At 71.7% G+C, this 21,183-nt stretch carries 22 protein-coding genes; 12 read left to right on the forward strand and 10 right to left on the reverse strand.

Features of this window, described 5'->3' with window-relative positions; genetic code table 11:
• Window positions 1-6 precede the first annotated feature (6 nt).
• The 3 genes from ACIRG6_RS33450 to ACIRG6_RS33460 all read left to right on the forward strand — a co-directional run bounded on the left by ACIRG6_RS33450 (window position 7) and on the right by ACIRG6_RS33460 (window position 2,192).
• Entirely contained in the window at window positions 7-168 is a 162-nt protein-coding gene (locus tag ACIRG6_RS33450; protein ID WP_403325408.1) for a hypothetical protein, read from the forward strand.
• 313 nt (window positions 169-481) lie between these two features.
• Window positions 482-1,453 (forward strand): alpha/beta hydrolase, encoded by a 972-nt coding sequence (locus tag ACIRG6_RS33455; RefSeq protein ID WP_403325411.1) that lies wholly within the window; start codon window positions 482-484, stop codon window positions 1,451-1,453.
• A gap of 19 nt (window positions 1,454-1,472) precedes the next feature.
• Window positions 1,473-2,192, forward strand: a complete 720-nt coding sequence (locus ACIRG6_RS33460) for an alpha/beta fold hydrolase (protein ID WP_403325414.1) — start codon at window positions 1,473-1,475, stop codon at window positions 2,190-2,192.
• A 95-nt stretch (window positions 2,193-2,287) separates the two neighbouring features.
• Here ACIRG6_RS33460 and ACIRG6_RS33465 read toward each other — a convergent pair whose 3' ends face one another.
• Window positions 2,288-4,564 (reverse strand): PI-PLC domain-containing protein, encoded by a 2,277-nt coding sequence (locus ACIRG6_RS33465; protein WP_403325417.1) that lies wholly within the window; start codon window positions 4,562-4,564, stop codon window positions 2,288-2,290.
• A 155-nt stretch (window positions 4,565-4,719) separates the two neighbouring features.
• Window positions 4,720-6,165 carry a glyceraldehyde-3-phosphate dehydrogenase gene (locus ACIRG6_RS33470; RefSeq protein ID WP_350723175.1) on the reverse strand — a complete coding sequence of 482 codons (1,446 nt, stop codon included), beginning with the start codon at window positions 6,163-6,165 and terminating at the stop codon, window positions 4,720-4,722.
• Between the two features lie 248 nt (window positions 6,166-6,413).
• Here ACIRG6_RS33470 and ACIRG6_RS33475 point away from each other — a divergent pair, with 248 nt between their 5' ends.
• A complete protein-coding gene (locus ACIRG6_RS33475) occupies window positions 6,414-6,884 on the forward strand; it encodes an SRPBCC domain-containing protein (RefSeq protein WP_403325420.1) in 471 nt (156 codons plus the stop codon).
• 23 nt (window positions 6,885-6,907) lie between these two features.
• Here the strand turns inward: ACIRG6_RS33475 and ACIRG6_RS33480 are convergent, their stop codons facing one another.
• On the reverse strand, window positions 6,908-7,489 hold the full coding sequence (locus ACIRG6_RS33480) for an AMIN-like domain-containing (lipo)protein (RefSeq protein WP_403325423.1): 582 nt from the start codon (window positions 7,487-7,489) through the stop codon (window positions 6,908-6,910).
• 192 nt (window positions 7,490-7,681) lie between these two features.
• Between ACIRG6_RS33480 and ACIRG6_RS33485 the strand changes: the two genes are divergently transcribed.
• On the forward strand, window positions 7,682-8,083 hold the full coding sequence (locus ACIRG6_RS33485; RefSeq protein ID WP_225630392.1) for an SseB family protein: 402 nt from the start codon (window positions 7,682-7,684) through the stop codon (window positions 8,081-8,083).
• 69 nt (window positions 8,084-8,152) lie between these two features.
• Here ACIRG6_RS33485 and ACIRG6_RS33490 read toward each other — a convergent pair whose 3' ends face one another.
• From ACIRG6_RS33490 to ACIRG6_RS33510, 5 genes are all read right to left on the reverse strand, one after another.
• Window positions 8,153-8,545, reverse strand: coding sequence for a MarR family winged helix-turn-helix transcriptional regulator (locus tag ACIRG6_RS33490; protein WP_318217312.1), 393 nt, complete (start codon window positions 8,543-8,545; stop codon window positions 8,153-8,155).
• Window positions 8,546-8,634: 89 nt separating this feature from the next.
• Window positions 8,635-9,666 carry a LacI family DNA-binding transcriptional regulator gene (locus tag ACIRG6_RS33495; RefSeq protein ID WP_403325427.1) on the reverse strand — a complete coding sequence of 344 codons (1,032 nt, stop codon included), beginning with the start codon at window positions 9,664-9,666 and terminating at the stop codon, window positions 8,635-8,637.
• Window positions 9,663-10,568: a carbohydrate ABC transporter permease gene (locus ACIRG6_RS33500; RefSeq protein ID WP_403325430.1), complete on the reverse strand. Its 906-nt coding sequence runs from the start codon at window positions 10,566-10,568 to the stop codon at window positions 9,663-9,665. Before ACIRG6_RS33500 ends, ACIRG6_RS33495 begins: the two co-directional genes overlap by 4 nt.
• Window positions 10,565-11,494: a carbohydrate ABC transporter permease gene (locus ACIRG6_RS33505; RefSeq protein WP_403325433.1), complete on the reverse strand. Its 930-nt coding sequence runs from the start codon at window positions 11,492-11,494 to the stop codon at window positions 10,565-10,567. Before ACIRG6_RS33505 ends, ACIRG6_RS33500 begins: the two co-directional genes overlap by 4 nt.
• Complete coding sequence (locus tag ACIRG6_RS33510; protein ID WP_364683751.1) at window positions 11,491-12,810, reverse strand: ABC transporter substrate-binding protein; 1,320 nt, start codon at window positions 12,808-12,810, stop codon at window positions 11,491-11,493. The genes ACIRG6_RS33505 and ACIRG6_RS33510 overlap by 4 nt, the downstream gene beginning before the upstream one ends.
• 185 nt (window positions 12,811-12,995) lie before the next feature.
• Between ACIRG6_RS33510 and ACIRG6_RS33515 the strand changes: the two genes are divergently transcribed.
• The 6 genes from ACIRG6_RS33515 (at window position 12,996) to ACIRG6_RS33540 (ending at window position 17,769) form a co-directional block, all read left to right on the forward strand.
• Window positions 12,996-15,017: a beta-galactosidase gene (locus ACIRG6_RS33515; protein WP_403325436.1), complete on the forward strand. Its 2,022-nt coding sequence runs from the start codon at window positions 12,996-12,998 to the stop codon at window positions 15,015-15,017.
• Window positions 15,018-15,142: 125 nt separating this feature from the next.
• The gene (locus tag ACIRG6_RS33520) at window positions 15,143-15,430 is read left to right on the forward strand and encodes an ArsR family transcriptional regulator (RefSeq protein WP_364683749.1); all 288 of its coding nucleotides are present in this window, start codon (window positions 15,143-15,145) and stop codon (window positions 15,428-15,430) included.
• A gap of 198 nt (window positions 15,431-15,628) precedes the next feature.
• Window positions 15,629-16,093, forward strand: coding sequence for a fluoride efflux transporter FluC (locus ACIRG6_RS33525; RefSeq protein ID WP_364683748.1), 465 nt, complete (start codon window positions 15,629-15,631; stop codon window positions 16,091-16,093).
• Complete coding sequence (locus ACIRG6_RS33530) at window positions 16,090-16,479, forward strand: DUF190 domain-containing protein (protein ID WP_364683746.1); 390 nt, start codon at window positions 16,090-16,092, stop codon at window positions 16,477-16,479. Before ACIRG6_RS33525 ends, ACIRG6_RS33530 begins: the two co-directional genes overlap by 4 nt.
• Window positions 16,476-16,850 carry a fluoride efflux transporter FluC gene (locus tag ACIRG6_RS33535; RefSeq protein WP_364823861.1) on the forward strand — a complete coding sequence of 125 codons (375 nt, stop codon included), beginning with the start codon at window positions 16,476-16,478 and terminating at the stop codon, window positions 16,848-16,850. Before ACIRG6_RS33530 ends, ACIRG6_RS33535 begins: the two co-directional genes overlap by 4 nt.
• Window positions 16,851-16,932: 82 nt before the next feature.
• A complete protein-coding gene (locus tag ACIRG6_RS33540) occupies window positions 16,933-17,769 on the forward strand; it encodes an undecaprenyl-diphosphate phosphatase (RefSeq protein WP_350723155.1) in 837 nt (278 codons plus the stop codon).
• Between the two features lie 31 nt (window positions 17,770-17,800).
• On the opposite strand, the gene ACIRG6_RS33545 is transcribed toward ACIRG6_RS33540, so the two are convergent.
• Complete coding sequence (locus tag ACIRG6_RS33545; protein WP_364683744.1) at window positions 17,801-18,859, reverse strand: fatty acid desaturase family protein; 1,059 nt, start codon at window positions 18,857-18,859, stop codon at window positions 17,801-17,803.
• Between the two features lie 115 nt (window positions 18,860-18,974).
• Between ACIRG6_RS33545 and ACIRG6_RS33550 the strand changes: the two genes are divergently transcribed.
• Window positions 18,975-19,898, forward strand: coding sequence for a glutaminase (locus tag ACIRG6_RS33550; RefSeq protein WP_391985049.1), 924 nt, complete (start codon window positions 18,975-18,977; stop codon window positions 19,896-19,898).
• A 21-nt stretch (window positions 19,899-19,919) separates the two neighbouring features.
• Here the strand turns inward: ACIRG6_RS33550 and ACIRG6_RS33555 are convergent, their stop codons facing one another.
• On the reverse strand, window positions 19,920-21,098 hold the full coding sequence (locus tag ACIRG6_RS33555; RefSeq protein WP_364683741.1) for a D-alanyl-D-alanine carboxypeptidase family protein: 1,179 nt from the start codon (window positions 21,096-21,098) through the stop codon (window positions 19,920-19,922).
• Window positions 21,099-21,183 lie beyond the last annotated feature (85 nt).

The raw sequence follows: 21,183 nt of genomic DNA on the forward strand, positions 1-21,183 counted from the left end.
AGCGACATGCGCGCACGGCCCGCTCTCGCCCTCGCCTTCGCCGCCCTGGCCGCCGGCTGCGCGGAGGCGACGCGAGAGCCGGAGGAGGTGCGGGACGGAGGGACGCCGTCCGTGTCACGGCCCCCTGCACGGGAGGGCAGGGGAGACGCGGAAGCGGCGATGAAGTGAGCCACGCGCGCGCTGAATGCGGTCGAGCCCCGGAGCGCCTCGCGAGACAGAAATTTCAGGGTGCAGGGGGACCGGCCCTGCACCTTTGACATTGCCTGTCGGGCAGCGGCGCCACACACCGTCGCTCTCACCCTCGCGCGTCGTGACGCGTTCGCCGGCGGAGCACCGGTCGTGCACTCCTGGTCGATCCGCCCGCACTGTGCGGACCTAACGTGCCGAACGACGGGCTCGTCGAGCAGCGCCACACGCGCTCGTCGGGTCCGGTTTCCGCCGGGCCGGTCCGGCGCGTCCCGTGTTTTCCCAGGAGGTTGTTGTGTCAGACGTCTTCGAGCCGGTCCAGCCGGTGCTGGAGCCCGCGGCGGCGGCGTTCGCCGAGGCGACGGCGAACCCGCCCTATCTGTTCGACCTGCCCCCGGCGGAGGGTCGCAAGGCCGTCGACGAGGTGCAGTCCGGTGAGATCGCCAAGCCGGACGTCGAGGAGGAGTGGATCACCGTCTCCGGTGGTCCCACGGGCAGCGTCCGCGCCCGCATCGTCAAGCCCGTCGGGGCCACGGGTACCCTGCCGGTGATCCTCTACATCCACGGCGCCGGCTGGGTGTTCGGCAACGCCCACACCCACGACCGCCTGGTGCGCGAACTGGCCGTCGGCGCCGGTGCGGCCGTGGTCTTCCCCGAGTACGACCTCTCGCCCGAGGCCCGCTACCCCGTCGCCATCGAGCAGAACTACGCCGTCGCCCGGTGGGTCGTGACCCAGGGCGCGACCAAGGCGCTGGACGGTGCGCGGCTGGCCGTGGCCGGCGACTCCGTGGGCGGCAACATGACCGCGGCGCTGACGCTCATGGCCAAGGAACGCGGAGACGTCGCCCTGGTGCAGCAGGTGCTGTTCTACCCCGTCACCGACGCGAGCTTCGACACCGCCTCCTACCACCAGTTCGCCGAGGGCTACTTCCTGCGCCGCGACGGCATGCAGTGGTTCTGGGACCAGTACACCACCGACGAGGCCGAGCGCGCCCAGGTCACCGCCTCGCCCCTGCGTGCCACCACCGAGCAGCTCACCGGACTGCCGCCGGCCCTCGTCATCACCGGCGAGGCCGACGTGCTGCGCGACGAGGGCGAGGCGTACGCCAACAAGCTGCGCGAGGCCGGCGTGCCCGTCACCGCCGTCCGCTACCAGGGCGTCATCCACGACTTCGTGATGCTCAACGCGCTGCGCGAGACCCACGCCGCCGACGCGGCCATCAACCAGGCCGTCGCCACCCTGCGCACCGCCCTCCACGCCGCCTGATCACCGAGGAGCCCCGCTCATGTCCGCTTCCGCACCCACCGTCGTCCTCGTCCACGGCGCGTTCGCCGACGCGGCCAGCTGGTCCGGCGTCATCGAGGAACTCCAGCGCGAAGGCGTCGCCGTCGTGGCGCCGCCCAACCCGCTGCGCGGTCTCGCCTCCGACTCCGCCTACGTCGCCTCCGTCGCCGCGCAGATCGACGGCCCCGTCGTCCTGGTCGGCCACTCCTACGGCGGAGCCCTGATCACCGTCGCCGGCACCACCGACAACGTCGTCGGCCTGGTGTACGTCGCCGCCTACGTCCTGGAGGAGGGCGAGAGCCTCGGCGAACTGCAGGGCCGCTTCCCCGACTCGCCGCTGGTGAGCAGCCTCAAGCAGTGGACCTACCCCACCGCCGAGGGGGGGACGGCCACCGAGGTCACCATCCAGGAGGAGGCGTTCCCCTCGGTCTTCGCCGCCGATGTGCCCACCGAAGTCACGAAGGTCCTGGCCGCCGCACAACGCCCGCTCGCGCTCGGCGCGTTCGGTGAGAAGGCCGCGGCGGCGGCCTGGAAGACCAAGCCGTCGTGGGCCCTGGTGGCCGGCGCGGACCGGACCATCGACCCGGACGTGGAGCGCTTCGGCGCCGAGCGCGCCGCGGCGACCGTCGTCGAGATCGACGGCGCCTCGCACGCCGTCGCCGTCTCCCGGCCGAAGGACGTCGCGCGGATCATCCTGGACGCGGTACGCGGCACCGCCTGAGCAGACGGGCGGCCGACGTACGACGCTCGCCCCTGCGGATGCGGTCCTGCCAGCCGGCGGCAGGGCCGCTTCGGCGATCCGCTTCGGGGGCCGGCTCAGCGCCGGGCCCGTCCACCGGACCGCCGGCCCGCGGTACCGGCCCGCACCGCACCGGGGAGTTTCTCCGGCGACCGCTTCGCGGGGAACCGTGGATCGTCCTGGAGCCGCTCGGTGTTGAGGTCGTCGACCGCGCCCCGGGCGTCCCCGATCGTGGCGTAGTCCACGGCGACGAAGTTGACCGGTCTGTCCCGCCGCCGCTCGCAGTCGTGGGCCCGCTCCAGCACCCGCTGACGGGAGTTGACCGTACCGGCGTCCAGCCGTCGGCCGCCGCCGGCCGTGACGAAGTGGTTGAGCAGGAACAGCCGCTTGTCCGTGCCGCCCCGGTTCGGCAGACAGGTCATCGCGTCGGGGCTGCGGAAGGCGAACGGCGTCTCCATGCCGTACCCGTAGAAGTTCCGGTACCACGGAGCGGGACCGTCCGCCTTCTCCGCGAAGACCACCAGGCGCCGGCCACTGTCGATCATGTCCTTGAGCTTCGGCCACGGGCGGTCCGGATCGGGGGCAGGCACGTACAGCAGGCCGGAGAGTCCGGCCTGCTCGAAGGCGCGCTGGGTGGCCTCGGCGTCGACTCCGTCCTGCACGATCAGGGTGACGATCTCCGAGGGGTGCGCGCGCAGCCAGTCGCCGATCTGCCGCAGCGTGGGCGTCAGTTCCAGCGCGCCCGCGCCGCACACCGAGTGGCACAGCCACAGGCCCGGGTGCGGCGGATTGACCCGGCCCAGGATTCTGGTGAGCTGCCGGCGCAGTTCCGGGGAGAACTCGGAGGTGCTCAGCCGGGCCGCGACCTCCTCGGGCCGCTCCCAGCGGTGCGTGTCGAGGAGCAGCGCGCGCACCCCGGCGTCCAACTGGCCGACGATGTCGGGATCCTGCAGCGGGCCGATGAAGCGGTCCGCCGTCGTGGCCATCGCGTTGTGCGCCGCGAGCTGGGCGATCTCGTCGTAGCGGGCGTCGCACAGCTCGGCACTGCCCTGGCAGATCCGTGGGGAGGGGCCCGTCAGCGCGACCGGGGCGAACACCGTCCCGGCCAGCGCGCACGCCGACACGACGACGGTCAGCGCCGGCCCGTGCCGCGGGTCGGTGAACACCGGCACCGTCGGCCTGGTCTGCCACACCCAGGCGACGGTGATGAGCAACGCTCCCGCGGCGAGCAGGATCACGGCGACGACGGTGGCCGTGGTCAGCAGCCGGTCGAGAGCGGTGGCCTGGACGTCGGCGAGAAGACGGGCGGCCGTCGGCGGCCACGACGCCGGCGCCCTGAAGAGCGCGTCGCCCAGCGTGAGCCGGAGGACGAACACCGCGAGCGCCATGAGCGAGGCGGCGGCGGCCGGCACCCAGCCCAGCGGCATCAGCCGCCGCTTGACGGGGGACGGCGTGGAGAACCACAGCAGCGAGAGCGCGGCCGCGCACAGGATCGCCGCGACCGGCTCCACGACCTCCTGGAACAGCCGCGTGACGGCGCGTGCCCGGTGCACCGGGGCCAGCTCGGCGCGGGACGGATCGACGCGCACGGTGATGACCCAGGTGCCGTCGCGTGCCTCGCGCAGCAGCTCGGCGGCGGTCGCGCGGACCTGGTCCGTCAGGGCGACCGGCGCGAGTGAGGCCAGCGCCGCGGCCACGTCGCCCCGGTCCAGGGCGGTCTCCAGGGTGGGCCCGAGGGCGGCGCGCGCGTCCCGCGGCACCAGCCGCAGCAGGGCTTGAGTGGCCGTGACCGCCTGGTCGTGGGAGAGCGGCAGCGTCGGCAGGTCCTCGAGCGGTGCCTCGCCTGCCACCACCTGCGCGGCCACCTCGGACAGGCGTTGCACGAAGGCCTGGAAATCGGGCTCGGGGCGCTGTTGCAGGGCGGCGACGGCATCACCGAAGTACGCCTGGCTGAGCCTCTCGACGTTCGCGACGACGGGTTCCAGGTCCACGGTGACGCGCAGCCCGTCGCGGTCGCCCTCCAGGTAGTGGATCACCTCGGCGATCTGCCGGTCGCTCATGGTCCGCAGCGTCTCCGGCGGAATCACGACCTTGAGGTTCGAGGTGATGGTGGACTGCGGAACGGGCAGCCGGTCCAGCAGCTCCTGGGTCAGGGGCGTGCTGTGCGGATCGACCAGCACCTCGTCGTAGAACCGCTGATAGGCGTGTTCGTCCTCGAGCACCCGGCTGTAGAACGAGGGGTCGAGCACGGTGCTCCGCACGACGGCGGCCGCGGCCAGGACGGTCAGGCTCAGCACGGCCACGGTCCAGGCCAGCACCTGGACCCATGCCGAGCGGCGAACCGGTCCTTCCATGGCCCCCATTGTCGTTCCCGCCGGCCACATGCCACTCACCGGTGCGGTCCCGTGCCGCCGACGGCGGGTGCGCACAGTGTCGTCGCCCCGCACGCGCGAGGGGCGGCGGGAGGAGAACTCCCGCCGCCCCTCGCGCATATGCGCCGTGCTCCGGATCAGACCGTCGGGGACGGGTACGTCGGGTACTCCACCCCGGAGACGTGCTGGACGACGCGGACGACCTGGCAGGAGTAGCCGAACTCGTTGTCGTACCAGAGGTAGAGGATGGCGTTGTCGCCCTCGACCTTGAGCGCGCCGGCGTCGACGATCGAGGCGTGACGCGAGCCGATGAAGTCGCTGGAGACCGCGTCGGGGGCGCTGATGAAGTCGATCTGGCGCTTGAGCGGCGAGGTCAGCGACACCTCGCGCAGGTGGTCGAGGACGTCCTCGCGGGTCGTCTCACGGGCCAGTTGGAGGTTGAGGATCGCGATCGAGACGTCCGGCACCGGGACGCGGATCGAGCTGCCGGTGATCTTCGCCTTGAGGTCGGGCAGCGCCTTGGCGACGGCGGAGGCGGCACCGGTCTCCGTGATGACCATGTTCAGCGGCGCCGACCGGCCGCGGCGGTCCGACTTGTGGTAGTTGTCCAGCAGGTTCTGGTCGTTCGTGAACGAGTGGACGGTCTCCACGTGGCCGCGCAGCACACCGTACTCGTCGGCCATCGCCTTCAGCGGCGGCACGATCGCGTTGGTGGTGCAGGACGCGCAGGACAGGATCTGCTCGTCCGGCTTGATCGTGTCGTGGTTGACGCCGTGCACGATGTTCGGGACGTCGCCCTTGCCCGGGGCGGTCAGGACGACCTTGTCGATGCCGGGGCGCAGGTGCTTGGACAGGCCCTCGCGGTCGCGCCACTTGCCGGTGTTGTCGATGAGGATGGCGTTCTTGATGCCGTACGCCGTGTAGTCGACCTGCGTGGGGTCGTCGGCGTGGATCACCTTGATCGCGTTGCCGTTGGCGACGATCGTGCTGTTGTCCTCGTCGACGGTGATCGTGCCCTGGAACTGGCCGTGCACCGAGTCGCGGCGCAGCAGCGAGGCCCGCTTGACGAGATCCTGGTCGCCACCGCCCCGGACGACGATGGCACGCAGTCGCAGGCCGTTGCCCGAGCCGGCCTTCTCGATGAGCAGGCGGGCGACGAGGCGGCCGATGCGGCCGAAGCCGTAGAGGACGACGTCGCGCGGCTCACGGCGGTCGATCTTGTTCGCGCCGGTGGCGCCGGCGACGGCCTCGGCGGTGAACTCCGCCACCGACAGGCCGCGGTCGTCGCCCTTGTAGGTCGCGGCCAGCATGCCGATGTCGATCTGCGAGGGACCGAGGTCGAGCGTGGTGAGGGCCTGGACGAAGGGGAGCGTCTCGGTGACCGACAGCTCCGCACCGGCGATCTGCCGGGCGAAGCGGTGCGTCTTGAGGATGCTGACCACCGACTTGTTCACCAGGGAGCGGCTGTGCAGCAGGACGGTGACGTCCCGCTCGCGGTGCAGCTTCCCGATCATCGGGATCATCGATTCCGCGATCTCCTCGCGGTTCTTCCAATTGGTGAACGAGTCGTCGTTGACAGTCACGTCTCTATCTTTCGAGCTAGGCGGCGCTCATATGCTAACCCCACCGCCCCTATGATCGATCAAGTGGGCCCCTCGTCGATCAGATGAGTGCCCGGTCCCGCCCGATCCGGTCCGCCGTCGGCCGGGCTGGAGGACGGGGTGTACGCCGGGCTGTGGTGGTGCGGCACCTCTGTGCCGCAACCTTCCCCCGGCACCGGCGGCCGGTGTGCGGGCTTGCCCGGATCCCGGCGGCGGCGAACAGTGGTGCCATGCACTCGACACGGGTTTCCCGGCATGTGAACGCCCCGCGCGCGGCCGTGTACCGCGCGCTGCTGGACGCGGACGCCGTCGCGGCCTGGCGGACGCCGGACGACATGACGGCCCGGGTCCACGCCTTCGACGCCCGGGAGGGCGGAACCTTCCGTGTGACGCTCACGTACGACGCGGCGACGGGCACCGGGAAGTCCGGCGCGCGCACCGACACCTACCACGGGCGCTTCGCGCGGCTCGTGCCCGGCGAACGGGTCGTGGAGGTGCTGGAGTTCGAGTCGGCGGACCCCGCCTTCGCGGGCACCATGACGATGACCACCACGCTCACCGACGTGTCCGGCGGCACGGACGTCACCGTGGTTCACGAAGGGCTGCCCGACGCCGTGCCGGCCGCGGACAACGAGACGGGCACCCGCATGGCCCTGGCGAAACTGGCCGCGCTCGTGGAGGCCGCGGGCCGGCCCGGCTGAGGGGCGGCCCGCGGCCTCCACCGTCAGCGCCCGGCGCCCCAGGAGTGGGCGACGTCCACCACGACACGGCCGTCCAGCACAAGCACCCGGAACGGCAGCCGCGCCCGCACGCCGAGCCCGATCTGCGTTTCGCTCTCGAAGCTGCCCGCGAAGCGGGTGTCCCGGAAGGTGCGGTAGCCCGTGAGGTCCACACCGGGCAGCGGCCTCCCGGCCCGCCCGGGATAGGTGGGAGCGCCGGTCTCGGGCCGGTAGCCGGGTGCGGCGACCCGGATCTCCAGGACGGCCCCGCCGCCGACCGCGATCGGGCGGCCCGAGCCGTCCTGATGGAGCCGGTCGACGTACCGGACCCGGTAGCCGAGATCACCGGCGCGCGCACCCGGCACCTCGACGGTCATCCGGTCGAAGCACGCGTGCCGGCCGGTCCTGACGTCCCGCACCGGCACGGTCGTCGCCGTGGCCCGGGACTCGGCGAGGCTGCCCCAGCCGGTGGGGCAGGCCGTGATCCGCGCGGTGGCGGCCGGGGCGGCGTCCGCCGCGACCGCGGTCGTCCCCAAGGCGCTGCTCGTGAGCAGGGCCGCGATCAGTGCCGCACTGGTTCGTCGCATGATGTCCCCCAGAGGTGAACATGTTCGTTTATGGGGTGAGACGGCCCGATTGCCCAAAAGGTTGCGGTGGTGTGGGCGTGGACCCCCGGAACAGGATTGCGCCGTGGGCGTTCGGGTACGCGAGGCTGGACCGCGCTCGTGCCGATCATCCGCGCGGGCCCCACCCCCACCGCCGCTACCAGGGAATCTGCCATGGAGACACCCGCGAACGACCACCCGACCACGCCCGCCCAGCGGGCACTGGACGCGCTCGCCGAGAACACCGAGGACACGGCGGCGCTCGACACCCTCGCGAGCAGTGACGTGCTCGTCCCGGTACCGGACGACGCCAACGAGCAGGACGCCGCCGACCCCGGGATGCTGGCCCTGCCGGTGCTGGAGCAGCAGGGCGGCCGCCAGGTGGTGCCCGTGTTCACCTCGGAACTGGAGATGGCCGACCTGCTGCCGTACGTCTCGCGCTACCGCATGGTGCCGCTGGGCGCACTCGCCGCGCAGTGGCCGGCCGACGACCTGTCGCTGTCCATCGACGCCGGCTCGGAGCACCGCCTGACGCTCACGTCGGACGGTGTGCGCACCCTGCTGGCGCGCCCCTAGGGATGCGGGAGCCGGCCCGTCCCCGGACAGCACCGGATGCCGGGCCGGCCCGCCTCCGACGACGAACGGCTAGTGGTCGCCGAGCATGCGGGCCAGCACGGACCGCTGCAGCGGCAGCACCTCGGCGTGCAGGTCGCGCCCCTTGCGGGTCAGGGCGACCCACACACCGCGCCGGTCCTCCGCGCACATGGAGCGCTCCACCAGCCCGTCCTTCTCCAGCCGCGCGATGAGGCGGGACAACGCGCTCTGACTGAGGTGGACCCGGCCGACCAGGTTCTGCACCCGGCACTGGGAGCCCTCCTCCGGCGCCTCGGCCACCAGTATGTCGAGCACCTCGAAGTCGCTCGCGCCCAGGCCGTGCGGGTGCAGCACGCGGTCGATCTCGCACATCGTGCGCGCGTGTATCGAGAGGATCTCCCGCCAGCGTTCCTCGAGCCGCGCCCCGGCCGTCTTGGCTGCCATACCTGCACGGTAGCACCGGACGGAACGTTCGTTGACCGTGCAACTACTGCGGGTGCAAGGAGCGGGCCGTCCCGCCCGGGGCAGGACGCCTAGGTCGACTTACGCCTCACCAGTTCCGTCGGCAGGATCACGGCCGCCGGGTCGTCGCCGCCGATCTGGGCCAGCAGCACCCGGACCATCTCGGCGCTGATCCGGTCCCAGGGCTGGCGGATGGTGGTCAGTTCGGGGCTGGCGGCGACCGCGGCCGGGGAGTCGTCGAACCCGCCCACCGCCACGTCCTCCGGCACCCCCCGCCCGGCCCGCCGCAACGTGGCCAGCACTCCCTGCGCCATCAGGTCGGAGGCCACGAACACGGCGTCCACGTCCGGGGCCTGTGCCAGCAGCCGTTCCGCGGCCGCCTCGCCGCTGGCCCGGCTGTAGTCGCCGGACACGACGAGCCGTTCGTCGACCCCGACGCCCGCCTCGGTGAGCACCTCCTTGTAACCGGCGAGGCGCTCCACGCCGCCCGGGGTGTCCAGCGGGCCGGTGACCACACCGATGCGCCGCCGTCCCAGCGACAGCAGATGGCGCACCATGTCCCGGGCGCCGTCCCGGTCGTCGGCGGCCACGTAACTCACCTTCGAGCCCAGCCCGATCGGCTTGCCGCACGCGACCAGCGGCACGCCCGCGGCGCGCAGCTCCTCGGCGACCGGGTCCCCGGAGTGACTGGAGACCAGCAGCACCCCGTCGACGTGCCCCGCCGTGATGTACCGCGTGATGCGCCGCCGTTCGTCCTTCGTCCCGGCCAGCATCAGCAGCAGCGGCACGTCGTGCGCGGCCAGCGCCTGCGTGCAGCCGCGCAGCAGGACATTGAAGTTGGGGTCCTCGAAGAACCGCTCCTGCGGCTCGGTGAGCAGGAAGCCCACCGAGTCGGAACGCCCGGTGATCAGCGACCGCGCGTGCCGGTTGACGACGTAACCGGTCTTGTGGATCGCGGCGTTGACGGCCTCCTGCGCGGCAGGGCTGACATAGTGCCCGCCGTTGAGCACCCGTGACACCGTGCCCCGTGAGACTCCCGCCTCGCGCGCCACGTCGTGGATCGTGGGCGGTCGGCGCCGGCCCCCCGTGTTGCTCATGGTCATGACTTTACGGCCCCGGAGAGCAGGTCGAGGCTCCAGAACCGCTGGACGACCAGGAACAGCGCGACCAGCGGGATCACCGCGAGGAACGCACCCGTGATCACCAGCGTGTAGAGCGCCGGAGTGTTGGCCCCCTGTTCGAGCAGCGTGTACAGACCGAGCGTGATCGGGAACCTCTCGTCGTCGCTCAGCATGATGAACGGCAGCAGGAAGTTGTTCCACACGGCCACGAACTGGAACAGGAACACCGTCACCAGCCCCGGCACCATCATCGGCAGCGCGACCCGGGTGAAGATCCGCCACTCGCTCGCCCCGTCCATCCGCCCGGCCTCCACCACGTCGGCGGGCACGGCCGCCGACGCGTAGATGCGCGCCAGATAGACGCCGTAGGGGGAGAGGATCTGGGGGAGCAGCACCGACAGGTAGGAGTCCGTGAGGTCCGCCTGCGCCAGCAGCAGGTACTGCGGAACGGCGAGGATCACGGGCGGCATCAGCACGCCGGCGAGCAGCACGTTGAACAGCGTCTCGCGGCCCCGGAAGCGGTAGACGGCCAGCGCGTAGCCGCTGAACGCCGACACGACCGTCGACAGCAGGGCGCCGAGAACGGCGTAGAGGGCCGAGTTGGCCATCCACCGCCAGTAGACGCCGTCGCGGTAGGCGCTCAGGTCGCTCACATTGTCGGCGAAGCCCGTACCCGGCAGGAAGGTGAAGGTCGAGAACAGTTCGCTGCCCGACTTGGTGGCCGCGATGACCACCCAGGCCACCGGCAGCAGGCAGTAGACCGCGCCGAGCAGCAGCGTGAGCGTGGGGACCAGCGCGATACGACGGCGGCGCGGGGGGCCCTGTGCGGTTCCGGGCGTGGTGCCCGCCGCCGGCTGTGCCTTGCGCACGGCAAGAGAACTCATCGCGCCGCCTCCTGCTTGTTGCGCCGGTTCGCCGCCCGCAGGAACCCGAAGGACAGCACCAGAGTGGCGAGGGCGATGATCGCGGCCTGCGCGGCGGCGGCGTAGACGTCGCCCTTGCCGAAGGCGTCCTGGTACACCTTCATCAGCGGACTCCAGGTCGTGGAAACGGAGTTGGTCAGCGGCTTGAGGGTGGTCGGCTCGTTGAACACCTGGAGCGTGGCGATGATCGAGAAGAAGAACGTCAGCACCAGCGAGGGCGTCACCATCGGAATCTTGATCCGCAGCGCGATCTGCAGCGGGGAGGCACCGTCCAGCTTCGCCGCCTCGTACACCTCGGCCGGAATGGCCCGCAGGGAGGTGTAGATGACGATCATGTTGAAGCCGGTGCCGCCCCAGACCGCGATGTTGGACAGGGCGAGGTAGAGCGGGCCGCCGTCCAGCAGGTCCGGCTGCGGGAGACCGAGCCGGTCGAGCGCGTAGGAGAAGGGGCTCACGTCCGGCAGGTACAGGAAGCCCCACAGCAGCGCCGCCACCACACCGGGGATGGCGTACGGGAGGAAGATCGCGAGCCGGGTGACCGGGGTGAAGCGCACCTTGTCGGAGTCCAGCATCAGCGCGAACAGCAGGGCGAGGCCCAGCATCACGGGCACGACGATGCAGCCGTAACCGAGGACGCGCAGCGCCCCGTCCAGCAGCTCGCTGTCGCCGAGCGCGTCGGCGTAGTTCTGGAAACCGGCCCAGACCTCCTTCCGCGCCCCGGCGCCGAGCCCCAGCCCGGACACCTCCACCTTGCGGAAGCTGAGCCAGACCGCGTACCCGATGGGCAGCGCGAAGAAGAGCAGGAAGAGTACGGAAGCCGGGACCAGGAACGCGTACGGGGCTCCCTTCACCCCGTACGACCTCCGGCGTGCCGTCGTGCTGCTCACTGAGCGACCTCGAAGCCCTGCTTCTCGAGGTCGGAGACCGTCTCCTCCTGCATGGTGCCGAGGGCGGCGGCGAAGCCGGACTTCTTCTTGGCGGCGGCGCCGAACGCGTCCTTGAAGGCCGTGTAGGCGACGTTGACGTTCGGGCCCCAGGCCGCGGGCGCCGTGGTCTTCGCGATCTCGGCGGCCCGGCTGTAGAAGTCCGGCTGGTTGGAGAAGTACGCCGGCGGGCTGGTGAAGGCGCCGCTGAGCTGGGCCGAGGTGGAGGCCGGGTAGATGCCGCCCTCCTTGGCGAGCGCGTTGAGCGCGTCGCCGTCGGTGTTCAGCCAGGCGGCGAACTTCGCGGCGGCGTCCTTGTGCTTCGAGTCGGTGGTGACGCCGGTGGAGGAGCCGCCCCAGCTGCCGGTGCGGTTCTCGGCGGCGGACCACTGGGGCAGCGGGGCCATGGCCCACTTGCCCTGGGTGTCCGGTGCGGCGGTGGTCAGGGTGCCGGGCGCCCACACGGCGCTGACCCAGGCGATCTGCTTGCCGGTGTTGAGCGCCTTGTTCCAGGCCGGGGTGTACATCGGCTGGTTGTCGATCGCGCCCTCCTCGACGAGACCGCCCCAGAAGTCGGCGACCTTCTTCGTCGCCGGGTCGTCGATGCCGACCTTCCACTTCTCGCCCTCGGTCGTCCACCACTGGGCGCCGGCCTGCTGGGCGAGGCCCGCGAAGAGGCCGGAGTCGTTGGCGGAGAAGGTGGTGAGGGCCTTGTCGGGAGCCGCCTTCTTCAGCTTGCGCGCGGTCTCGGCGAACTCCTCCCACGTCGCCGGGACCTTCAGGCCGTACTCCTTGAACAGGTCCTCGCGGTAGTAGAACATCATCGGCCCGATGTCCTGCGGGACGGCGTAGACGGCGTCCGTGCCCAGCGTGGTCTGCTGCCACACGCCCTCGGCGAACTTGCCCTTCACGTCGCCGACCTCGCCCGCTATGTCGGCGAGGGCGTCGTTGCTGACCAGTGTCGGGAGTGCCTGGTACTCGGCCTGGACGAGGTCGGGTGCCTGGCCGGCCTTGTGCGCGGTGAGGATCTTGGTGACCAGAGTGTCGCCGGACGCCTGCTTCTTCACCGTGACGGTGATCTGCTCCGACTTGCCCGGCCCCTTGTTCCACAGGTCGACGACCTTGTCCATGCCGGGCGTCCACGTCCAGTACGTCAGCGAGACCGGACCCGACTGTGCCTCGCCGCCGTCGTCGGACGAGCCGCAGGCGGCGAGGGCGGTGGCACCGAGCGCGACGGCGACGGCGGACGTCACCAGGCGGCGGCGCTTCGTGTACGGCATGGATCTCTCCCCTGACCTGGGGTCCTCGCCTGCTGCGAGGACCTGCCATGCTTCTGTGAGCGTTCACAGTAGAGAAACATCCTGGACACTTGTCAATGGTTGTTGCTGTGCGGTTATGTTGGGATCGCACCGCTGATCATGTGTGTGCACGTTCCCAACTGATCGATCACATCGGGAGACCATCCATGCCGGAGACCACCCCCAGGGGCCTCACCGGGCTCGCCTTCGGCGGGGACTACAACCCCGAGCAGTGGCCGGAGAGCGTCTGGCAGGAGGACGTCCGGCTGATGCGCGAGGCAGGCGTCACCATGGTGAGCGCCGGCATCTTCTCCTGGGCCCTGCTGGAGCCCGCCCCCGGCACCTACGACTTCGGCTGGCTCGACCGGCTCCTCGACCTGCTGCACGAGAACGGCATCCGCGTCGACCTCGGCACGCCCACCGTCGCGCCGCCCGCCTGGTTCTACCGCGCCCATCCCGAGGCCCTCCCGGTCACCGCCGAGGGCGTGCGCCACGAGTTCGGCTCCCGGGGCGCCATCTGCCACAGCAACGCCGACTACCGGGCCGCCGCCGCGAACATCACCACCGAGCTCGCCGAGCGCTACGGCGGCCACCCGGCGCTGGCGCTCTGGCACGTCCACAACGAGTACGGCGTCCCCGTCTCCGCCTGCTACTGCGACTCCTGCGCCGCGCACTTCCGCCGCTGGCTCGCGACGACGTACGGCACGGTCGACGCCGTCAACGAGGCCTGGGGCACCGCCTTCTGGGGCCAGCGCTACGCGGACCTCGAACAGATCAACCCGCCGCGCCTCACCCCGACGGTCGGCAACCCGGCCCAGGCACTGGACTACAAGCGCTTCGCCGACGCCACCATGCGCGAGAACTTCACGGCGGAGCGGGACATCCTGCACCGCCTCTCACCCGGCGTCCCGGTCACCACCAACTTCATGACCGCCCTCAGCCAGTGCGACTCCGTCGACTACTGGGCCTGGGGCCGCGAGGTCGACCTCGTCACCAACGACCACTACCTGATCACCGACGGCCGCCGCACCCACGTCAACCTCGCCATGGCCGCCGACCTCACCCGCTCCGTCGCGGGCGGCGCCCCCTGGCTGCTGCTCGAACACTCCACGTCGGGTGTCAACTGGCAGCCCCGCAACCCCGCCAAGGCGCCCGGCCAGATGGCCCGCAACTCCCTCGCCCACGTGGCCCGCGGCTCCGAGGGCGCCATGTTCTTCCAGTGGCGCCAGTCCCGGCGCGGCGCCGAGAAGTTCCACTCGGCGATGCTGCCGCACGGTGGCACCCGGACGCGCGTCTGGCGCGAGGTGGTCGAACTCGGCGCCTCGATCGACTCGCTGAACCCCGTCCGCGGCACCCGCACCGAGGCCGACGTCGCGATGCTCTGGGACTGGCACTCCTGGTGGGCGCAGACCCTCCAGTGGCGCCCCAGCGAGGACCACGACCCCCGCGAACGCGCCGACACCTTCTACGAGGCCCTCTACGACCGCCACCTCACCGTCGACTTCGCCCACCCGGAAGCCGACCTGTCGGCCTATCCCCTCGTGGTCGTCCCCGCCCTGTACCTGATGACCGAGGCGGCCGGGAACAACCTGCGGGAGTACGTGGAGCGGGGCGGCACCCTGGTCGTCTCCTACTTCTCCGGCATCGTCGACGAGCACGACGCCGTCCACGAGGGCGCCTACCCGGGCGCGCTGAGGGACGTGCTGGGCCTCACCGTCGAGGAGTTCTCGCCACTGCTGGCGGGCGAACGGGTGCGGATCACCGGCCCCGACGGCTCCGGGCCGAGCGGCGACGTGTGGACGGAGTTCGTCGAGCCGCGCGGCGCCGAGCCGGTGTGGACGTACGCCGACGGCCCGGCCGCGGGCGGGCCCGCCGTCACCCGCCACCGTCTCGGCGAGGGCACCGCCTGGTACATCTCCACCCGCCTCGGCGCCGAGGGCCTGGACGCGGTCCTCGGCCGGGCGGAGCAGGACGCGCGCATCCCCGCGCGCACCGGCCTGCCCCGCGACGTCGAAGTGGTGCGCCGCACCGGCGGGTCGGGCACCTTCCTGTTCGCGATCAACCACACCGCGTCGGACGCCGAGGTGCCCCTGGACGCCCCCGGCACCGAGCTGACGGCCGGGGAACGCACCGCGGGCCCCCTCACGGTCCCGGCGGGAGCCGTACGGGTCGTACGGCTGGACGGCTAGACCCCTTCCCGGGGAACCCGGCAGAGGACGGGTACCGGACGCGGCGGCCGGAGTTCCGGACAGCGGAGCCCCGGCCGCGGGACAGTGGAGGGACACGGCACGGGAAGGCCCGGAGGGAGGGTGAGATGCCGAGGACTCCCGCGCACGGTACGCGTCTCGACATCCTGGAGTGGCTCAAGGATCCGGTCGCGCACTTCCCGCCGCAACGCCGCCCGGACGCCCTCGCGCACGGCGTCGACGCGGACCTCGTCGCCGCCAGGCTCGGCGTGCCCCGCCGGGTGGCCGAGAGGCACCTGCGCCTGCTCGTCGCCCTCGGCCTGCTGCGCACCAGCAGAATCCGCCGGGGTACCTACTACCGGCGCGACGAGGTCCGGATCGCCGAAGTGGCGCGCATGTTCGAGAAGGGCTGGTAGCGCTCCGCCCCCGGGCCCCGGACCGCTCCCGAAGTGACCCGGACGGGGCCCCGGCGTTAGGCTGGCCGACAGCCGCGGCCGGTGCGCGCGGCGCGGCGGTGGGGCCCGCCGTACCCGAACCGCGGCACAGGTGCCGCCAACGGTCCCTACTTGCGAACGGGGGCACCCCCATGCCCGGCGAGTAGGAGACGCACGACCATGACAGCCCCGGACACGGACAGCCTCGGCGGTGTACGCCCCGCCGCGCCCCGGCGCCCAGGCCGACGCACGCAGGCACCGGTCGTCGCGGTCGTGGCACTCGGCGGCGGCATCGGCGCCACCGCCCGCTACGCGGTCTCCCTGGGCTGGCCCACGGACACCGGCGGCTTCCCCTGGGCGACCTTCTGGGTCAACGTCACCGGGTGCGCGGTGATCGGCGTGTTCATGGTCGTCATCACCGACGTGTGGGCCGCCCACCGCCTCGTGAGGCCGTTCTTCGGCACCGGTGTGCTCGGCGGCTTCACCACCTTCTCCACCTACGCCGTCGACAGCCGGCAACTGTTCGCCACCGGCCACACCCGCACCGGCCTGGCCTACCTCGCCGCGACCCCGCTCGCGGCCCTCACGGCGGTCGGCCTCGCCGCATGGGCGACCCGCCGCGTCCTGAAGCGGAGGCAGCCATGACACGGCTCACCGGCAGCGCCCTGCGCGTGACCGTCCTCGTCGGCGAGAACGACACCTGGCACCACCGGCCCCTGTACTCGGAGATCGTCCACCGGGCCCACCGGTCGGGTCTCGCCGGCGCGAGCGTCTTCCGCGGCATCGAGGGCTTCGGCGCCTCCTCGCTGATCCACACCACCCGGCTGCTGTCCCTGAGCGAGGACCTGCCGGTGGCCGTCGTCATCGTGGACACCGAGGAGCGCGTGCGGGCCTTTCTGCCGCAGCTCGACGAACTCGTCACCGAGGGCCTGGTGATCCTCGACGACTGCGAGGTCATCCGGTACGCGGGCCGCGAGACAGCATCCGGTGGGCCGGGTGGGACGGACCCGAAGGGTAAGAAGTCGTTGTGAACTGGCTGCTGGTCGTCGCGGGTGCCATGGTCGGCGCACCGCTCCGCTATCTCACCGACCGCGCCGTGCAGTCCCGGCACGACTCGGTCTTCCCCTGGGGCACCTTCACGGTGAACGTCGCCGGCTCCCTCGTCCTCGGCGTGCTGACCGGCGCGGTGCTCGCCGGAGCGGCCTCCTCCCGCCTCCAGCTCCTGCTCGGCACCGGGCTGTGCGGCGCCCTGACGACGTACTCGACCTTCTCCTACGAGACGCTGCGGCTGGCCGGGACGGGCGCCCGCCTGCACGCCGCCGTCAACGTCGGGGCGAGCGTGGCGGCCGGCCTCGGCGCTGCCTTCGCGGGGGTGACACTGGCCGACGCGCTCTGGGCGTAAGACGTCGCGTTGACCTGCGTGTAGTAGGACTGGCCCGTCCGCGACTGTCGTCCGGCGCCCGCCCCGAGCAGAACTGGATCCCATGAGCGTCATCAGCATCGGTCAGGCCGTCGTCCTCGGAGCCGTCGAGGGGGTGACCGAGTTCCTGCCCGTCTCCTCCACCGGCCACCTGAAGATCGTCGAGGGGCTGATGGGCATCCCCGTCGACGACGACGCGGTCGTGGGTTTCTCGGCCGTCATCCAGGTCGGTGCGATCGCCGCCGTGCTCGTCTACTTCTTCAAGGACATCGTGCGGATCGTCTCCGCCTGGCTGCGCGGTCTGACCGACCGGGAGGAGCGCTACCACCACGACTACCAGTTCGCCTGGTGGGTCATCCTCGCGACCGTCCCGATCGTCGTCGTCGGCCTGGCGGCCAAGCCGCTGATCGAGGGTTCCCTCGCCTCGCTGTGGGTGGTCGCGGGCTCGCTGATCGCCGGCAGCGCCGTCATGTGGGTGGCGGACCGGACCGGCCGGCACAAGAGGGGCGAGGACGACACGTCGTTCAAGGACGCCATGCTGGTCGGCGGCTCCCAGATCCTCGCCCTGCTCTTCCCCGGCTTCTCCCGCTCCGGCGCCACCATGTCCACCGCGCTGATGCTCGACCTCGACCGGGTGGCCGCCACCCGGCTCTCCTTCTTCCTCGGCATCCCCGCGCTGACCGGTGCCGGTCTGTACGAGCTGAAGGACGCCCTCGGCACGGGGGCGGGCGCGGCGCCGCTGGCCGTCGGTACGGTCGTGTCCTTCGGGGTGGCCTACGCCTCCATCGCCTGGCTGCTGAAGTTCGTCGCCAGGCACTCCTTCGACGCCTTCGTGATCTACCGGATCGTGGTCGGCGTCCTGTTGTTCGGGCTGCTCGGCACGGGCGTGCTGCACGGCTGACCGCCGGGCCGGTGCCGGACGGCCACGCGCCTCAGCGGGCGTCGCGCAGCGGCTCCCCGACACTGCGCAGGTGACGCAGCGCCTCCCGGTGCGAGGCGAGCAGCCCGGTCTGGTGGTAGGGGACGCCCAGCTCCGCGCAGTACCGCTCGGTGATGACCTGGGCCCGGGCGAGGGCGGGCGTCGGCATGCTGGGGAACAGGTGGTGCTCGATCTGGTAGTTGAGGCCGCCCATGAAGGCGTCGACGAACGCGCCGCCCCGCACGTTGCGGGAGGTGAGGACCTGCCGGCGCAGGAAGTCGAGCCGCGTGCCCTCCTCGATCATCGGCATGCCCTTGTGGTTGGGCGCGAAGACCGAGCCCAGGTAGATCCCGAACAGGCCCTGGTGCACGGCGATGAAAGCGAGCGCCTTGCCGGGGGAGAGGACGGTGAACAGGCCTCCGAAGTACAGGACGAAATGGGCGACGAGCAGGGTTCCCTCCAGCAGCGGCCGTTTCATCGACGGGCTGCGCAGCGCCTTGAAACTGCTGAAACTCAGATTGAGCCCTTCCAGCGTCAGCAGCGGAAAGAAGAGGGCGGCCTGGTGCTTTCCGATGAACCGGGGAAGTCCTGTGGCCCTGCTCGCCTGACGCCGTGACCAGACCAGAATGTCGGGCGAGACGTCCGGGTCCTTCTCCTCGTGGTTGGGATTGGCGTGGTGACGGGTGTGCTTGTTCATCCACCAGCCGTAGCTCATGCCCAGCAACAGGTTGGCCACCAGCAGACCGCCCGCCTCGCTCGGGCGCCGGCGCGAGAAGACCTGCCGGTGGGCGAGGTCGTGGGCGGCGAGCCCGAGCTGGCCGAAGACGACGGCCGCCGCCACGGCGACGGTCAACTGGCTCCAGCCGTCCCCGAGGACGGTGAAGGCCGTGACGACGCCGGCGAGCGCGAGGGCGACGGCACCGAAACGCACCGTGTAATACAGCGGGCGCCGCCGCAGCAGCCCCGCGTCGGCTATGCGCCGTGACAGTTCGGAAAAGTCGCTTCCCTTTTCGCGTCCCTTTTCCTTGTCGCGGGCGGGTGACGTCTCGATGAGCACCGTTGGATTGGCCATGCGCTCCAGTATGTGAACGGCCGCCCGTCCGCAGAATGACGTCTGCCCCCGAGAAGGGGTGCAGCTAACCCCACCCCCCGGACGCCGGGGCGCACCCGGGGGGAAGATGGTGACCATGAGTACGCCGACGACCTTCCAGCCGGTCCTGGAGCGCATCGCCGAGGAGATCGCGCGGACCCCCGGCAGCGGCCGGCCCGCCGACTACATCCCGGCGCTCGCCGCCTGCGACCCGCGCCGCTTCGGCATGGCCGTCGCCGAGCCGGACGGCACCGTGTACGGCGTGGGGGAGTGGCGGGAGCCGTTCTCCGCGCAGTCCATCACCAAGGTCTTCACCCTCGCCCTCGACCTGTCCCGCGAGGGCGACGCCCTGTGGGAGCACGTCGGCCGCGAACCGTCCGGCAACCCGTTCAACTCCCTCGTGCAACTGGAGTACGAGAACGGCATCCCGCGCAATCCGTTCATCAACGCGGGGGCCCTGGTCGTCACCGACCGGCTGCACACCCGTACCGGCGACGCGGCGGGCGAACTCCTCGCCTTCCTGCGCGCCGAGAGCGGCAACCCGGACCTGACCTTCGACGAGGAGGTCGCCGCGTCCGAGACGGCCCACGGCGACCGGAACGCCGCCCTGGGCCACTTCATGGCGTCCTACGGCAACATCGACAACCCGGTGCCGGTCCTGCTGGAGCAGTACTTCCGCCAGTGCTCCGTCGCCGCCTCATGCGCCGACCTCGCCCTCGCCACCGGGTTCCTCGCCCGGCACGGGGTCCGCGCCGACGGCACCCGGCTGCTGAGCCGCAGCCAGGCCAAGCAGGTCAATGCGGTGATGCTGACCTGCGGCACGTACGACGCGGCCGGTGACTTCGCCTACCGGGTGGGCCTGCCGGGCAAGAGCGGGGTCGGCGGCGGCATCATCGCGGTCGTCCCCGGCCGCTGCACGCTGTGCGTGTGGAGCCCCGGTCTGGACGAGCGGGGCAATTCGGTCGCCGGGGTGGCTGCCCTGGACCGCTTCACGACGCTGACGGGTCTGTCGGTGTTCTGACCCGGGCCGACGGCCGGCCGGTCAACCCCGCTCCACCCGCCCGGCCTTGAGCCGCAGGGCCAGCGCCACGGCCCCCGCACCGAGCACGGCCGCACCCAGGATCGCGCCGGTCTCCGGCCAGCCCGGCACGCCCGGGGCCGGCTCCGCGTTCGCCGCCGCGGGTGGGACCTCGGGGCCCGGCCGCGGCCGGGTTCCCCCGGGCTCCAGCGAACCGACCGGGTAGACCCACCCGGCGGCGCCGAACCCCCAGTCGAGCAGGGAACGGGCCTCCTCGTACACGGCGTGGCCACCGCCCTCCTGAGGGTTCATCACGGTCACCACCAGGGTGCGGCCGTCGCGCCGGGCGGCGGCGACGAGCGTGTTGCCGGCGCCGCTGGTGTAGCCGTTCTTGATGCCGATCAGCCCGGGATAGGGCTCCACCCCGTCCGCACCCGTGAGCAGCCGGTTGGTGTTCATGATCCCGTACGCGCCCCCGTCGCCGTCGGGGAACATCGCGTCGATCCTGGCGCAGTACCGCGCGAAGTCCCGGTTGCGCAGTCCCGCCCGCCCGAAGACCGCCAGGTCGTAGGCCGAGGAGACCTGGCCCGGCGCGTCGTAGCCGTCGGGTGAGCGCACGTGCGTGTCCCGGGCCCCGAGGGCACGGGCCTCGGCCTGCATCCGGGCGGTGGTGGCGCTCCAGCCGCCGACGAGCGAGGCGAGGACATGGACGGCGTCATTGCCGGAGTTGAGGAACACGCCGTTCCAGAGGTCGGAGACCCGGTACGTGTGGCCCTCCACGACGCCGACCAGACTGCTGCCGGGCCCGATGTCCGACAGTTCCCCGGTACTCACCCGGTGGCTGATGCCGCCCGGCAGGACCGGCAGCACCGTGAGCGCGAACAGCGTCTTGAGGGTGCTGGCCGGCGGCAACTGCCGATGCGCGTCGTGCGCGGCCAGCACCTCTCCGGTGTCGGCGTCGGCCACCACCCAGGACAGGGCGGAGACATCGGGGACCTCCGGCGCGCCGGGGCGGAGCCGGGCCTGGGTACCGGAGCGGTACAGCAGGGACGGTTGCGGTGCCGTGGCGCGTGGCCCGCCGGGCGTACCGGGGTCAGGCCACACCGTGCGGGCGGCCGCGGCGGCGGGCATGAGCGTCAGCAGGCCCGCCACGCAGAGCACACAGATGGACCGAGTCGCCCGCGATGGGAATCCGGTAGTCATACCGCAAACGTAGGAATGTGTCCGCGCGACGCCACGCTGCCCGGGCCGAGCCGCGCCCGCCAGCACCCGGATGGCCGCACCGGAC

This window comes from Streptomyces flaveolus (assembly GCF_044765825.1).
In the GTDB taxonomy this organism is placed as follows: domain Bacteria; phylum Actinomycetota; class Actinomycetes; order Streptomycetales; family Streptomycetaceae; genus Streptomyces; species Streptomyces flaveolus.